At 40.5% G+C, this 16007-nt stretch carries 11 protein-coding genes; 8 read left to right on the top strand and 3 right to left on the bottom strand.

Translation table 11 applies throughout. The annotated features are described in order from the left end of the window. Nucleotides 1-3 precede the first annotated feature (3 nt). The 5 genes from BCELL_RS21490 (at nt 4) to BCELL_RS05365 (ending at nt 7255) form a co-directional block, all read left to right on the top strand. Nucleotides 4-1398, top strand: coding sequence for a glycoside hydrolase family 43 protein (locus tag BCELL_RS21490; protein WP_013487656.1), 1395 nt, complete (start codon nt 4-6; stop codon nt 1396-1398). 619 nt (nt 1399-2017) lie between these two features. Then, complete coding sequence (locus BCELL_RS05350; protein ID WP_013487657.1) at nt 2018-3190, top strand: galactokinase; 1173 nt, start codon at nt 2018-2020, stop codon at nt 3188-3190. Nucleotides 3191-3233: 43 nt separating this feature from the next. Then, entirely contained in the window at nt 3234-4223 is a 990-nt protein-coding gene (galE, locus tag BCELL_RS05355) for a UDP-glucose 4-epimerase GalE (protein ID WP_013487658.1), read from the top strand. Between the two features lie 213 nt (nt 4224-4436). Beyond that, entirely contained in the window at nt 4437-5969 is a 1533-nt protein-coding gene (galT, locus tag BCELL_RS05360) for a UDP-glucose--hexose-1-phosphate uridylyltransferase (protein ID WP_013487659.1), read from the top strand. Nucleotides 5970-6031: 62 nt separating this feature from the next. Beyond that, the gene (locus BCELL_RS05365; protein ID WP_013487660.1) at nt 6032-7255 is read left to right on the top strand and encodes an ROK family transcriptional regulator; all 1224 of its coding nucleotides are present in this window, start codon (nt 6032-6034) and stop codon (nt 7253-7255) included. A gap of 143 nt (nt 7256-7398) precedes the next feature. On the opposite strand, the gene BCELL_RS05370 is transcribed toward BCELL_RS05365, so the two are convergent. Further along, nucleotides 7399-7893, bottom strand: coding sequence for an ASCH domain-containing protein (locus tag BCELL_RS05370; RefSeq protein WP_013487661.1), 495 nt, complete (start codon nt 7891-7893; stop codon nt 7399-7401). A gap of 208 nt (nt 7894-8101) precedes the next feature. Here BCELL_RS05370 and BCELL_RS22880 point away from each other — a divergent pair, with 208 nt between their 5' ends. Continuing rightward, entirely contained in the window at nt 8102-8368 is a 267-nt protein-coding gene (locus BCELL_RS22880) for a hypothetical protein (RefSeq protein WP_013487662.1), read from the top strand. Here BCELL_RS22880 and yidD read toward each other — a convergent pair. Both yidD and BCELL_RS05380 read right to left on the bottom strand, forming a co-directional pair. Continuing rightward, the gene (gene yidD / locus BCELL_RS22015) at nt 8318-8551 is read right to left on the bottom strand and encodes a membrane protein insertion efficiency factor YidD (RefSeq protein WP_198284001.1); all 234 of its coding nucleotides are present in this window, start codon (nt 8549-8551) and stop codon (nt 8318-8320) included. The two genes, BCELL_RS22880 and yidD, sit on opposite strands and share 51 nt — an antisense overlap. Continuing rightward, the gene (locus tag BCELL_RS05380; RefSeq protein WP_041808136.1) at nt 8541-8816 is read right to left on the bottom strand and encodes a hypothetical protein; all 276 of its coding nucleotides are present in this window, start codon (nt 8814-8816) and stop codon (nt 8541-8543) included. The genes yidD and BCELL_RS05380 overlap by 11 nt, the downstream gene beginning before the upstream one ends. 553 nt (nt 8817-9369) lie before the next feature. Here BCELL_RS05380 and BCELL_RS21495 point away from each other — a divergent pair. Both BCELL_RS21495 and BCELL_RS21500 read left to right on the top strand, forming a co-directional pair. After that, entirely contained in the window at nt 9370-12420 is a 3051-nt protein-coding gene (locus BCELL_RS21495) for an EAL domain-containing protein (protein ID WP_013487664.1), read from the top strand. 492 nt (nt 12421-12912) lie between these two features. Continuing rightward, nucleotides 12913-15963, top strand: a complete 3051-nt coding sequence (locus BCELL_RS21500; RefSeq protein WP_013487665.1) for an EAL domain-containing protein — start codon at nt 12913-12915, stop codon at nt 15961-15963. Nucleotides 15964-16007 lie beyond the last annotated feature (44 nt).

Consider the following 16007-nt stretch of genomic DNA (forward strand, 5'->3'; position numbering starts at 1 on the left):
TGAATGGGCTATAAAAATCCTGTCATTTCCATTCAAGGAATGGACCATGGTGATCCTGCGGTGTGCAAATATAACGGGAAGTATTACTTGTATCACACAGGACCTAGGGAAATTCGCGTGTATGAATCAGTAAATTTAATAGATTGGGAGCTGCAGGGGATAGCACTACACGCTTCGGATGATCCAGATCATTGGGCACAAATCGGACTTTGGGCGCCAGAGATCATACACGAAAATGGCACCTTCTATATGTATGTAACTGCAGCACTTATGAATTCGGATGGTTCTGAAAACGATGACGTACGTCGCATCGGTGTTGCTACGAGTAAAAACCCATTGGGGCCATTCACGCTTGCACCCCAGCCGTTAACGGATGAGTGGTCTATTGACGCCCATCCTTTTAAAGACGAAGATGGCACTTATTATATGTTTTATAATGTTCGGAACGAGTATACGAGAGGACCGAATGGTGTGATAGGGACAGGAAATGTAGTAGACCGGATGGCGGATCTTACTAGTTTAAGTGGTAATCCTACGATGGTAGTCAAGCCAGAGCATCTTTGGGAAGGAAACAAGGACCATTCGTTTTTCTGGAATGAAGGTCCGTTTGTCCTGAAACGAAATGGAAAGTACTTTCAAATGTACAGTGCTGGTTTTTTCGGAGATGATACGTATGGCGTCTACTATGCTACTTCTGATACGCCAAAAGGTGAGGGCGGCATGGAAGATACAAGCTGGTCGAAATGGGGGGATGGCGAGCCAATTCTTAGAACGAATGAGGCTTGTCTTGGCCCCGGTCACCATGTCGTTGTAAAAGGCCCGGATGGAGTAGGTGATTACATTATTTATCATGGATACGAGCCTGGTGAGAATGTACGAGAACGGAGAGTTCGAGTAGGACGCTTTCGGTGGAATGGAGATAACATTTGGCTCGAGCCCCCTAGCTTAGACACACTCCCAACACCTACGATGCCAACGTTCGATGGCAGGTTTTTACCTTCCATTTCTCAAATTAACGAACAGTTACTTAAGCACATGTACGAGAATTATTTTTTTGAAACGAATGTGCGTACTGGTGGGAAAAGTGCTTCTGGCGATGCCTGCTATGTTGATGAAGCGAATGCGGTGCGCTGGATCATCGACCCTAAGGAGAAAACAGTGAAGATTTACGCTGTAAAAGGTGGGGAGGAAATGGCTAATAATACAGTTGCTTTACAAGCGAATTTTAATGAAGAAGCCTACCATCTTTTCCAAGTAGAAAAACGTGGAAGTGTGCTGAAAATCTTTTTGAATAAACTCCTTGTGGCAGAAGTGGACAGTGGTTTTTCTGAAGGAAAAGGAATCGTGAGGGTGAATGAAGGGAAAGTGGCCGGTACAATCCTGACCAAATTACCTTAATTAGTAAATATCCTAGGGCGAATAAGGCCTTGGACCTGTTAGAAAATGGATCATGAAAACGGTTCTTGTTAGTAGATGGCTAATAAGGACCGTCTCAATTAGCCTTTTGATTGGCTAACGAGAACCGTCCGGAACCGCTGAAAAAGTGTAAAAATTAATATATTGATGCATTATTATTCAAAGTACCTAATTAGAGAAAGAGTTGATGAGACCTGAGCAAACGAGGTAACTGTCTCTTCCTCTACGAGCATATGCTTTGAAGCGTATCCGTCGAGACAACTCGTAGCATTAGCGACGAAGCGACGCTCGTTCCTGCGGGAGAAAGGGCAGGGGTGAGACTACGTAGATGCAAAGCATCAAGGAGGCTCACCAGCCGCCCGCGGAAAGCGAGTTTGCATAGGTCTCTTCAACCCCTATATTCTAATAACCTTATATTTATTAGGGGGCTCTCTAAATGCAAGTACTTTTTCACTGGTTCCGAACCGTCCCCGTTAGCTATGACTTAATTAAATATATTAATTAAGTTTTACAGATTTTATATCGTGCTGTATAATATGTAGTAATAATATGGTTAATTTATAGATACTTTATTAAATAATTTAATTTAGAGGTGTGGGATATGGAGAAAGTGTATTTAAGGAATTTATTCTTTAACGTATTTAAAGAAAATGAAGGGTTAAGATTTTTCTTTGCTCCTGGACGTGTGAACTTAATTGGTGAGCATACGGATTATAATGGTGGTTTAGTATTTCCGTGTGCGTTAAGTGTTGGAACGTATGCGGTTGTAAAGGAAAGAGACGATGATCTCGTCCGACTTTATTCAGAAAATTTTCCGGAAGTAGGTGTCGTTACCTTCAAGCTAAGTCAACTAGAAAAAAACAAGGAGCATGAGTGGGCTAATTATTGTAAAGGTGTGCTTGCGACGATGGAAAAGCATGGGTACAAGGGTTCTAACGGTTTTGATGCTGTTGTTTATGGCAACATTCCAAACGGGGCAGGATTATCGTCTTCTGCTTCTATTGAACTAGTGACAGCTGTCCTTTGGGATGCGCTTCAACAGTTCAACGTGGATCGTGTGAAGCTTGTTCAATATGCGCAAGAGGCGGAGAACGATTATATCGGTGTGAATTGCGGTATTATGGACCAGTTTGCCATTAGTATGGGCAAGGAAGAGCATGCGATTTTACTAGATTGTAATACGTTAGATTACGAGTATGCACCTGCCAAGCTGAATGGGGTGAAGCTCGTCATAGCAAATACAATGAAGCAAAGAGGATTGGCAGATTCCAAATACAATGAAAGACGTGCACAGTGTGAACGTGCAGTAGCAGAACTGAATCAATCTGAGGAAGTGAGCATTGATCATTTATGTAGCTTAACACCAGCGCAGTTCGAAGCGGTACAGCATCATATAGCAGATCCTGTTGTCTTAAAAAGAGCACGCCATGCTGTCTATGAAAATGCGAGAACGAAGCTGGCAGTAGAAAAACTAAATGAAGGAAATGTCTCCGGCTTCGGTCAGCTGATGAATGAATCCCACGTTTCTTTACGAGATGATTATGAAGTAACTGGGAAGCATCTAGATGCGCTAGTAGAAGCAGCTTGGGAAGAAGACGGTGTTTTAGGCTCAAGGATGACCGGAGCTGGGTTCGGCGGCTGTACAGTGAGCTTAATAAAAGAAGAAAACTTAGAAGAAATAGTGAAAAGAATAGAAGAACGTTATAAACAAAAAACGAATGTAACACCCGAGTTTTATATCGTTAATATTGGAAGCGGGGCAGCAGAATTCTAGATAGTAGGAATTCAAACTAAAGAATATTGAAGGAGTGGGGAAAATGGCAGTATTAGTATGCGGTGGTGCAGGTTACATTGGCAGTCATGCCGTAGCTGACTTATTGGACCGTGGAGAACAAGTAGTCGTCCTCGATAATTTACAAACAGGCCATGAAAAAGGGGTGTTAGAGGCTGCAAGTTTTTATCATGGTGATTTGCGAAATGAAGCAGTGTTAGATCGTGTTTTTCAAGAAAACGAAGTCGATTCCGTTCTCCATTTTGCGGCAGACTCTCTTGTCGGTGTCAGTATGGAAAAACCACTTGAGTATTACGAAAACAATGTTTATGGAGCGATATGTCTACTGAAAAAAATGAAAGAGTACGGTGTGAAGCATATTGTGTTTTCTTCGACAGCGGCAACGTATGGGGAACCAGAAAGTGTACCGATTCTAGAAACTGACAAAACAGCGCCAACGAACCCATATGGAGAAACGAAGCTAGCGATTGAGAGGTTGCTGAAATGGTGCGATGAGGCTTATGGGATCAAACATGTTATTTTACGTTATTTTAACGTGGCTGGTGCCCATCCAACGTATGATATCGGTGAAGATCATCAACCAGAAACGCATCTCATACCAATTGTGCTACAGGTTGCGCTAGGACAACGAGATGCAATTAAAATATTCGGAGACGATTATCCGACAGAGGACGGATCATGTATTCGCGACTATATTCATGTTTCCGATCTAATTCATGCCCATTTACTCGCTCTAGACCACCTCCGATGTGACAAGGACAGTGACATTTTTAATTTAGGGAATGGCAACGGATTTAGTGTAAAACAGGTGATTGACGCGGTGGAAACAGTGACCGGAAAGACAATTCAACGAGTAGTCGAAGGGAGAAGACCAGGTGATCCTGCTATTCTCATTGCTTCCTCCACAAAAGCAGCTGAAAAATTAGGATGGAAGCCTATTTACACAAGTTTAGAGGACATCATTAGCACAGCTTGGAAATGGCAGCAAGCCCATCAAAATGGGTATGGAAAATAGGCATAGCTTCGTGAAAGCAGCAGTTGCATCATTTTTTAAAAGGCGATGTTAATTATTGCAGTAAAAACAGAATGAGCTAATGCTCGCACAGCGTTTTTCCTGAAGAAGCTTAAGCAATGCCCGAGACAAGCGAGCTTCCAGCGCAGTGATCAACGACTAGTTTTAACATAGCTTTAAAAAAGCAGTTGTAAGATTATGAATGGAGGTTATAAGATGTATGCATCGATCGATCAGCTTATTGAAAAACTGTTGGAATACGGCATTGATAAATCTCTGATTAGCCGTGAAGACAAGGATTATTGCCGGAACAATTTAATTGATAGCTTAGGGATACACGAAATTAACCCTGTTCCTAATATGGAGAAAGCAGGGCTGGAGGATGTAAATTCTGCTCCTGAGATATTAAATGGGATACTAGATTGGGCAAATGAGAACGGACGACTTGAGAACAATTCTGTGACAGAGCGCGATTTACTTGATACAAGGTTAATGGCGGCTTTGACGGGGCGTCCATCTGAAATTGTCGCTACTTTTAATGAATTGGAAAAAATGCAAGGGCCAGAAAAGGCGACGGAGTGGTTTTATCAATTTTGTAAAGATGTGCACTATATTAGGCAAGACCGGATCAGCAAAAATGTGATATGGGAAGCGGACACTCTATACGGAGATATGCAAATGACGATCAACTTGTCGAAGCCGGAAAAGGACCCGAAAGAGATTGCTGCGGCAAAAGCTATTCAAAAGTCAAATTATCCACTGTGTGTGCTTTGTAAGGAAAACGTTGGCTATGCAGGACGACTAGATCATCCCGCGCGGCAAAATTTACGAACGATTCCTGTTCAATTGTGTGGAGAGGAATGGCGACTTCAGTTTTCCCCATATGTGTACTATCATGAGCACGCCATCGTGTTTTCTGAAAAACATGAGCCTATGAAAATCAGTGAAGCAACGTTTAAACGACTGCTCGATTTCGTAGAGCGATTTCCGCATTATTTTGTAGGATCGAATGCGGACTTGCCGATTGTTGGTGGCTCTATTTTAACCCATGATCATTACCAAGGTGGAAATCACAAGTTTCCAATAGAGGTTGCAGCAGAAGAGGAAACATTTCGCCTTGCTTCGTTTGGTGACGATGTTCAGGTTGCAATCGTGAAATGGCCAATGAGTGTGCTGAGAATTACGAGTGAGGATAAGGAGAAGGTGAAACGAGTTGCCAGCCATATTCTTGAAAAATGGAAGGTGTATAACGACGAGTCTGTCGGGATTTATTCTCACACTGGCAATACTCCACATCATACAGTTACTCCAATTGCTCGTAGAAAGAGCGTGCAATTCCAAATGGACGTTGTTTTAAGAAATAACCGTACGAGTGAAGAGCATCCGATGGGAATTTTCCATCCACATCAAGAGGTTCATCACATTAAGAAGGAAAATATAGGACTCATTGAAGTGATGGGACTTGCGGTTTTACCTGGGCGGTTAGTGCATGAAATGAACCTATTAGAGTCTGCTATACTTTCTGGTAGAATGGAAGAAGTGATTAGCGAGACAGAGGAAATTTCGAAGCACGGAGAGTGGGCAAAGCAATTTGTCGAAAAATACGATACGATAAACGAAGAAAATTGTAAAGAAATATTACAAAACGAAATTGGCAAAGTGTTTGCTACTGTCCTTGAGCACGCAGGAGTTTTCAAGCGAGATGAACAGGGACAGAAGGCGTTCCGTAAGTTTGTTAAGAGCTTATAAACGACTATCGTTTGCCTAACAGAGTAGCAGTTTCCGATGTGTAATTTAAAGGAGTCAGAGATATGATGCATATTCCAGGTAGCTTTCAACTAATGAAATCATTAAATAGAACGTTAATATTGAACACGATTCGTACAAAGGGAGTGATTCCCCGTTCGGAAATCGCGAAGCTGACGAAGCTAACACCACCAACGGTGACAAACATCGTAAACGAACTCATTAGGGAAGACCTCGTTGTGGAAACAGAGCCTGGCACTTCCAGTGGGGGAAGGAAGCCGATTCTATTATCGATTAATGGAAAGGCAAGATTCATTATCGGTGTCGATATAGGTGTTAGTGGAAAAATCCGATTCGGTGTTTCGGATTTAAATGGGCAGATTGTAAAAAGGGAGGTTAAACACCTCCCTAACGGATCAACGAGTGAAAAAGAATTTGTAAAGCTACTCGTCACATCGTTAAGAGCACTAATAGGTTCTTTAGGCTCTGATAAAGAGAAATTGATCGGTGTAGGAATTGCCATGCACGGCATGGTCGATAGTGAGCAAGGGATTGCTTTATGGGCACCATCGTTGAAATTTAAAGATCTTCCATTAAAGGAGGAGCTGGAACGAGCCTTAAATCTACCGATAAGAGTAGAAAATGATGCAAAAGCGTTGGCTATTGGTGAAGTCTGGTTCGGAAATGGTCAAGGGGAAGAGAGCCTCGTCTGTATTAATGTAGGAGAGGGTGTTGGCGCAGGGGTCATTCTCGATGGTAAGCTGCTACACGGAAATGACCATATCGCCGGAGAGGTAGGACACACGATCATCGATCTTAGCGGACCGAAGTGCTCCTGTGGTAATTACGGCTGTCTCCAAGCATTTGCCTCCGGTCAAGCGTTGAAGGAAAGAGCATTAAAGGAGCTTGCTTTAGGTAGAAGCTCCGTCTTACAGGAAAAATGCAAAGGAGATTTTGACCTAGTGGATGGTCGGCTTATTTATGAAGCTGCTCTTGAAGGAGACAGCTTGTCCATCGATGTGCTACACCAGACAGGAAGGTATCTTGCAGTAGGTATTCTCAACATTCTCCATTTCTATAATCCTGGACGAATTATTATAGGTGGCGGCGTGTCTAAGGCAGAACGCTTTATCCTGGAGCCGATCCATGAGTTAGTGAAAAAGAGAGCGCTCACGCCAAGGTCAAAAAATACGAGAATTACTGTTTCCGAGCTCGGAGAGGAAGGCTCATTAGTAGGAGCGATCACGCTTGTTCTTTCAGAGCTGTTTACGCAAAGTATTTCTAGGTGATGGGAATTTGGACGTAAATTTGCTTGGGTGATGGGGAAAGAAGGGTGAAGGTGTTAATGCGGTTCTCTCGATCGCGGTAGGTGAAGGGTTGCGGGAATTGTGGCAAGTTCGGCGAACGAGAACCGTCCCTGTTAGTATTTTGGCTAACAAGAACCGTCCCCATTTGCCTTGTATACTACTTCAAAATCTTCAAAAACGACTGGCATATCTTCGTTGAACTCATATCCAATTTGACTTCCTTCTTCCTTGTAGAAACGAATATGCCCAGCACGCCAAGATTCTAATGTGTCATCCTCACCTTCGCGCTTACAAATATCATAAGTAATCTCTGAAAATGGAATAATAGTTACTGCAGTGGTTTTTATAACGCATCGTGGCGTACCTTCCCAATCGGTGACAATGCTTAAGTCACCAACCTCAGGTAGACGTTCACCTTCTATTTCGTAGCTCCATAAACTACTTGCTGTAGCTTTCTTTTGTCCAATCAACACTAATCGTAATAGTTCATTTGCCCATTTCTCAGTCAACTCAAAATGGAAAACATCTAAATACTCTATCGTGTCAGGTCTACCCGTTTTCATTAAAAACTCTTCCCAAAATCGTTCGATTTTTTCTTGTGAATGTGTCTCACTTCCCACTACAATTCCTCCTCAAGCCACAAATCGGATATTTGCATTAATCAGGCCCTATCTCTAGCCATCATTATACTATATTAATGAGTAATTGATCCTCCTATTTGTTCTATAGAAGAGTTGTTAAAAGGAATGCGATAGAGCATGTCTAAGAGTAAATAGGGAAGAAAAAAGTTCGGAAAAGTGCGTATATATAATACTTATCTTCAATTAAGTGAGGAATTTTTGGCAAACGAGAACCGTCCCTGTTCGCATTTTACCAGTGTACTTCCAAATCGCGCGTAACTTAGTAGAAATCGCACGTTACTTAGTAGAAATTGCGCGTAACTTAGCAGAAATCGCACGTAACTTTGAGAAAATCGTGCAAAACAAGCAATACGGCGGCAAACGAGAACCGTCCCCATTAGTATTGTCCCCATTTGTATTAGCATTATGGGTAGTCGATGCAGCTGTCGTAGTTATCTGGGCGACAGCGCCATAGTCGTTGTAGGAATTTGATTGTTCCTTTTCTCACACCATATTTTTCTAATGAAAGAATGGCGTATTGGGAGCAGGTCGGATGAAACCTGCATTTGATATGCTTCGGTTTAATTGGAGAGAGCTTTTTTTGATAAAAACGAATAAGCTTAATGAGGAAAAATAAGATGAATTTCCTAAACTTCATGTACAACCTTTTCCTTAATCACTGCTTTCGAGCCGCAGTTTGGACAGCTTTTTAAATCTTTCACTGCAGTTTTTTGTTTTTCTGGTATGAAAAGTGCAGGTAAACATCCGGAGCAGCACATCATACTTTTACCCGTATTACTCATGTCACTTCCTAAGTTTTGAAGTCTCTCTCCAAGATTTTCCCGCTCTTCGTCCTTTCCGTAAAACCAAACCTTCCCGCACGCTTTGCATGTACATTTTGTTTCTGTTATCTTTTTTGTCAACGAAATCACCCTTCATTACTCGTAATAAGCATTATATTTTCCCGTTCAAATGAAAAATATTATAGTTGCTCCAAACTCAGGAGGCTTTTGAACAAAACCATTGCTTAATAGACCTCGACGAAGAAATAGATATTAGTGATTTCGGAGAAGGGGGTGTCTAGTATGGAGTATGGCCTAGGTTAGAATGAGTGCTGAAACCTTCTTATTAAAAAACACTGCTTTTGGGTCGTGGGCTTATTGAGATTGAAGTATAAAGCTAAAGTGGAAATGCCAATCCTACCATTGCTGAGTGATGGGAGGACTGGATAATAATGGAGAAAAGATCATTACCTCGACTGTGGGTGGTTCATTTTCTTGTGGAGTTATTAAAACCAGGAGAGGTGATGTCATATTAATGAGATGGATAAAATTAGAAGTTGGAATTTGGCTAATAAGAACCGTCCCCATTAGCCAAATAGGACTAATGTTCTAGGAGGAAAATTGCGATTAGTGTCGAAATACATAGATAGATGTAGTTATTTTAAATATAGAAATAGTGAGGAGTTACTTTACTATGACAAATTACTCGCGCATTAGTTTTTTGACGCCTTACCTGGATGGAAATTATTATGGGAGAATATTTGTTGAATTACTCAATGAGGCAAATAAGAAAAATGCAAACATCTTCACCATTCAAGCGAGAGCGAGGGCAAAAAAAGCGTCGCCCTTTAATTACAATGTTGGTACAAAGGTAACGGATGGATGGTTGTTAATGACTAATTCACACTCTATTTTACCGTTAGCCCCGGAGTTGCTTAAAGAAATCGAAATGAGTGGGAAACCTGTTGTAACAATTGGTTATAAGGAGGACTCGATTAACTGTCACTCCATTGTGATTGATAATCGTCAATCTACTAAGGAGGCAGTTCTTCATTTAATAAGAGACCATGGACACCGAAGAATTGCGTTTATTGTGGGCAGTAATGAACACATAGATATGGTTGAAAGGTTTGAAGGTTATTTGGAAGCGCTTTCTGAGAGTGGGATTGAGTATGATGAAGAGCTTCTGTTTCGGGCAAGTGACACTCTACGGCAAGGTGGCTACCATGCAGGGGAAGCCATGATCGCTAGCGGCGTCAAGTTTACGGCTATATTTGCTTCGACAGATTTAAATGCCATGGGTGTAATTGAAAAGCTTAAAGAGGAGGGGTATCGAATACCAGAAGATATTGCAGTAGTTGGCTTCGATGACTTGGCACCTGCGGCAACTTTCAATCCTCCTTTAACAACTGTTCGACAATCAATGACAGACTTAGCTCGAACTAGTTTTGATGTGCTATATCGACAGATGAATGGAGAAGTAATTGAAGACTCAGAGACGAAAATACAAACAGAACTCATATGTAGAGCCTCCTGTGGATGTGAATACGAACCTGATAGTGAGTCGACAGTCGATGTACAACAACAGTTAGTAGAGTCAAAAATGAATCTAGAAAATATTATTACTCTTTATGATCAATTTGTAGAGAAATGGGCTTCTGCTACAAGAGAGAAGACATTTGATTTTTCTAATATGTTTAAAGAGAAAAATCATTGGGGTTGTCTCGCATTATGGGATAAAAGAGACAATAACAAAAAAGATCTCATTATTTCCCAAACCTATAGCACAAAGGGAGATCCTGTTCCACCAATTGGATTAAGAGTCCCAATAGAAATGTTCCCACCAAAGGATTGGATTCCAAACATAGGGGAGAACGATTTTTTAAGAATTCAGTCAATCAAAAATGAAAGAGGCGATTGGGGCTTTATTGCTATTGTTGGTCAAGTGGATGAACTCGTTCTTATATCGGCTGCTGATATTACACAGGTGAGCTTCACTGTCTCTGCTGCCTCATTAGAGCGCGATGAATTATTCCAACAAATCGAATCCATTGCTGAGCAGTTAGAGATTGTATCAAGCACAACGAACGATGGAATCTGGGATTGGGACATAAATACCAACCAGATTCACTGGAATGTGAGAAGTCTCGATATCTTTCGTTCGGTAGATGAGTCTTTACCCACTGACTCAGAATCATTTTTAAATCTTGTTCATCCAGAGGATTGTGAAAACGTGATAGAAAGCTTTAAAAGGCACCAGTATGAAGGCAGTAGTTTAAAAATGGAATTTCGAATTCAAGGTGGAAAAGAGGAGGAAATGTGGGTTTATTTAACGGGAGATTCGATTCGTAACGAAAATGGTGAAGTCATTCGAATCATAGGGTCGATTACTAATATTTCCGAGAAAAAGCAACAAGAAAAACAAATCATGCACTTGGCATTTCATGATGGGTTAACGGGGTTGCCTAATCGTCGATTATTGCGTGATCGTTTAGAAATAGCGATGGCTCAGGCCGATCGTTATCATTTTAAACTAGGAATCTTGATGATTGATTTGGATCGATTCAAAGTCATTAACGATACTCTTGGTCATCATGCAGGAGACGAGCTGATCCAAAAAGTAGCAGAAGTATTGGAGCTGACGATACGATCCTCTGACACTATTTCAAGAGGAAAACAGGAGAACGCCACAGTAGCAAGATTGGGTGGGGATGAGTTTATTATATTATTGACGCACATTACTGAAGTTACCGAGCTGCAGACTGTCGCAAATCGCATCATTGAAAAATTTAAGGAGCCATTTTTTATCCAAAACCATGATGTATTTACATCTGCTAGCATCGGAATTAGCGTCTATCCAGACAATGGACGAGATTTTGATTCACTAACTGGGTGCGCTGATATAGCAATGTATAGAGCAAAAGAAAATGGTAAAAACCAAATGGAGATATATTCTTCAGAGATAAATACACTAACGATGGAACGGTTTACGATGGAAAATCAATTGCGGAAAGCATTAGAACGAGAGGAATTTGTGTTACATTATCAGCCACAGTTTAATTTGAAGAATACTGAAGTGATCGGAATTGAGGCACTATTGCGTTGGAATTCTTCTGATCGTGGAATTGTATCACCGATGGAATTTATTCCTCTTGCCGAAGAAACAGGACTTATTATTCCAATTGGCCTCTGGGTATTAAAGGAAGCTTGCCGTCAAAACAAATACTGGATTGATCAAGGTCACCGACCGAAGATTGTTTCAGTTAATATCTCAGCTAGGCAATTGCAGCAAAAGGATTTCGTACAAACAGTCAAATCTATATTAGAAGTAACCCAATTACCTACGCAATATTTATGTCTAGAAATCACCGAGAGTACAGCAATAAAAAATATAGATATTAGCATGAATATGCTGAAGGAACTAGGTGAGTTAGGGATTAAGATAGCGATTGATGATTTTGGGACAGGCTATTCTTCTTTAGCAATGTTGAAACAATTACCAATAAGTAATATTAAAATAGATAAATCATTCATACGAGACATGGATGTAGATAAGGATGATGCTGCGATCGTTAAAGCAATCATTGCCATGGCTCATTCATTAGAATTAACGGTCACTGCAGAGGGTGTTGAAACGGAAGATCAAAAGAATATACTGCTTCAAGAAAAATGTAATTACCTACAAGGATATCTTTATAGCAAACCACTTCCTGCTGAAGAGTGCTTACGATTTGTACAGGGGTGATTAAAAGCTGTAAGGCAAGGGGAAATTCCATATTGCCATGACTATGACCTGTGCTCCTATCTATCGAAAGTGGTAGGAGCACAGGTTTAAAATGCTAGCTTTGGCTAATGAGAACCGTCCCTGTTAGTCTCTAATTGTTTGCCTTTTTCACTGACTGGTAGCATTGCGCATGTATGATTACCTTTAGATGTAGTGTGATCGTTTTTCGGGTAGCATAGCTTCTTTATGCTGACCGTGATTGTTTAATTGTTTCACTGACGGTCAGCATTGCGCATGTATGATTACCTTTAGTAGTAGTGTGATCGTTCATGGCCTGTCCTCTCATCAAAAGTGATAGGAGGACAGGACAAAAATGCTGTTGATTTGGCTAATGAGAACCGTCCCTGTTAGCCCTGTTAGCCTATTAGTCCTAGGAGGAGAATTGCAATTTGTGTCGAAATACATAGATAGATGAAGTTCGTAAAACAGAAAATTAAGAGGAGTTACTATCCTATGACAAATTACTCACGCATCAGTTTATTGAGCCCCTATTTGGAAGGTGATTATTACGGGAGAATATTTGTTGATTTAATGAACGAAGCAAAAAAGAATAATTCAAGAATCTTCACTATTCAAGCTAGGGCGGGTGCAAAAACACCGTTCCCTTTTAATTACAATGTGGGGACAAAGGTAACGGACGGATGGTTGTTATTGACTAATCCATACTCTATATTTCCATTAGCCCCAGAGTTGTTGAAGGAAATAGAAATGACAGGGAAACCAATTGTAACAATTGGTTATAAAGAAAATGCCATTAAGTGTCACTCTACTGTTATTAACAATCGCCGAGCAGCCAAGGAAGCAGTTCTTCATTTGATACGGGAACATGGGCATCGAAGAATTGCGTTTATAATTGAAAGCTACGAGCACATAGATATGAAGGAACGATTTGAAGGTTATCTGGAAGCGCTTTCGGAAAGCGGGATTGAGTATGATGAAGATCTCCTGTTTCGGACAAAAGGCACTTTAAGGCATGGTGGATACCATGCAGCGGAAGAGATGATAGCTAGAGGGATTACATTTACCGCTATATTTGCTTCCACAGATTTAAATGCCATGGGTGCAATTGAGAGACTTAAAGAAGAGGGTTACAGAATCCCTCAAGATATTGCAGTGATTGGATTCGATGATATGGCTCCTACTGCAACTTTCAATCCTCCAATAACAACTGTACGTCAATCAATGACTGACATAGCTCGAATTAGCTTCGATGTTTTATATCGACAAATGAATGGAGAGGTTATTACTAACTCGGAAACGGAAATACATACCCAACTTATTTGTCGTGAATCCTGTGGATGTAATCATGTGCCTGTTGTTGAACCAACAGTTAATATACAACATCAATTAATAAAGTCAAATATGAATTTTGAAAGCATAATGATTCGCTATGAGCAGTTTGTAGAAAAATGGGCTTCTGCTACAAGAGAGAAAAAATTCAATTTTTCTAATATGTTTAAAGAAAAAAATCATTGGGGTTGTATCGCATTATGGGATAAAAGCGACAGTAACAATAAGAATCTCATTGTTTCGCAGGCATTCAGCACCAAGGGGGATCCAGTACCACCAATTGGTTTAAAGGTTCCGGTTGAACAGTTCCCACCAACCGAATGGATTCCTTCAATGGAAGATGACGATTTTGTACGTATTCAATCAATCACAAATGAGAGGGGGGACTGGGGCTTTATCGCTATTGTAGGACCAATAGATGATCTTGTGCTGATCTCGGCTGCTGATATTACACAGGTGGGCTTTACAATTTCTGCAGCATTACTAGAACGTGATGAATTGTTCCTACAAATACAAACAATAGCAGAGCAGTTAGAGATTGTATCAAGCACAACAAACGATGGAATTTGGGATTGGGATATCATTACTAATCAAGTAACCTGGAATGTTCGAAGTCTTGATATCTTCAGTTCGGTAGGTGAGCCTTTACCGACTGACTCTGAATCTTTTTTAAACCTCGTTCATCCAGAAGACTACTATAATGTGATTGAGAGCTTTAAAATGCACCAGTATGAAGGCAGTAGTTTAAAAATGGAATTCCGAATTCAAGGTGAAAAAGAGGGAGAAATGTGGGTTTATTTGACTGGGGATTCGATTCGTGACGAGAATGGTCAAGCCATTCGAATAATAGGGTCGATCACTAACATTTCAGAGAAGAAGCAACAAGAAAAACAAATCATGCATTTGGCTTTTCATGATGGATTAACGGGATTGCCTAATCGTCGGTTATTACGTAGTCGTTTAGAATTAGCGATGACTGATGCTGATCGTTATAATTATAAACTAGGGCTCCTTTTGATTGATTTAGACCGGTTTAAAGTCATAAACGATACACTCGGTCATCAAGCAGGAGACGAATTGATACAAAAGGTAGCAGATGTTTTGGAGCTGACAATGCGATCCCCTGACACTCATTCACGAGCAAAACAGGAACACACTACGGTAGCCAGGTTGGGCGGGGATGAGTTTATTATATTATTAACCCATATTACTGATGTTTCTGACCTGCAAGCTTCCGCAAACCTTATCATTGAAAAATTTAAGGAGCCATTTTTTATCCAAAACCAAGATGTATTTACATCTGCTAGTATTGGTATTAGTGTATATCCAGATCATGGACGAGACTATGATTCATTAACTGGTAATGCTGATATAGCAATGTACAGAGCAAAAGAAAATGGTAAAAACCAAATGGAGATGTATTCTTCAGAGATAAATACATTAACGATGGAAAGGTTTCAGATGGAAAATCAATTGCGGAAAGCATTAGAGCGAGAGGAGTTTGTGTTACATTATCAGCCGCAATTTCATTTGGAGAATAATGAAGTGCTCGGAATTGAGGCATTATTAAGGTGGAATTCTTCTGATCGTGGAATTGTATCACCGATGGAATTTATTCCTCTTGCCGAAGAAACAGGACTTATTATTCCAATAGGTTATTGGGTTTTAAAAGAAGCATGTCGACAAAACAAACGCTGGATGGATCAAGGTCACCGACCGAAGATTGTTTCTGTAAATATTTCAGCAAGACAATTACAGGAAAAAGATTTTGTACAAGCGGTCAAATCTATACTAGAAGATACGCAGTTACCTACGCAATATTTATGTCTAGAAATCACCGAGAGTACAGCAATAAAAAATATAGATATTAGCATGAATATGCTGAAAGAGCTTGGTGAGTTAGGCATTAAGATAGCGATCGATGATTTTGGTACAGGCTATTCCTCTTTAGCAATGTTGAAGCAATTACCAATAAGTAATATTAAAATAGATAAATCATTCATAAGAGATATGGATGTAGATAAGGATGATGGTGCGATCGTTAGAGCAATCATTGCCATGGCTCATTCATTAGAATTAACGGTCACTGCAGAGGGTGTTGAAACGGAAGATCAAAAGAATATACTGCTTCAAGAAAAATGTAATTACCTACAAGGATATCTTTATAGCAAACCACTTCCTGCTGAAGAGTGCTTACGATTTGTGCAGGAGTAAATAAAAGCAGTAAGGGAAAAATAAATGGATATTGTTATGGCCTG

The sequence above is a fragment of the Evansella cellulosilytica DSM 2522 genome (assembly GCF_000177235.2).
GTDB lineage: Bacteria > Bacillota > Bacilli > Bacillales > Salisediminibacteriaceae > Evansella > Evansella cellulosilytica.

What these genes read in the sequence shown, in the direction of transcription:
- BCELL_RS21500 (WP_013487665.1), top strand. Translation starts at nt 12,913, where the DNA reads ATGACAAATTACTCACGCATCAGTTTATTGAGCCCCTATTTGGAAGGT.
- galT (WP_013487659.1), top strand. Translation starts at nt 4,437, where the DNA reads ATGTATGCATCGATCGATCAGCTTATTGAAAAACTGTTGGAATACGGC.
- BCELL_RS21490 (WP_013487656.1), top strand. Translation starts at nt 4, where the DNA reads ATGGGCTATAAAAATCCTGTCATTTCCATTCAAGGAATGGACCATGGT.
- BCELL_RS21495 (WP_013487664.1), top strand. Translation starts at nt 9,370, where the DNA reads ATGACAAATTACTCGCGCATTAGTTTTTTGACGCCTTACCTGGATGGA.
- yidD (WP_198284001.1), bottom strand. Translation starts at nt 8,551, where the DNA reads ATGAAGTTTAGGAAATTCATCTTATTTTTCCTCATTAAGCTTATTCGT.
- BCELL_RS05365 (WP_013487660.1), top strand. Translation starts at nt 6,032, where the DNA reads ATGATGCATATTCCAGGTAGCTTTCAACTAATGAAATCATTAAATAGA.
- BCELL_RS05350 (WP_013487657.1), top strand. Translation starts at nt 2,018, where the DNA reads ATGGAGAAAGTGTATTTAAGGAATTTATTCTTTAACGTATTTAAAGAA.
- galE (WP_013487658.1), top strand. Translation starts at nt 3,234, where the DNA reads ATGGCAGTATTAGTATGCGGTGGTGCAGGTTACATTGGCAGTCATGCC.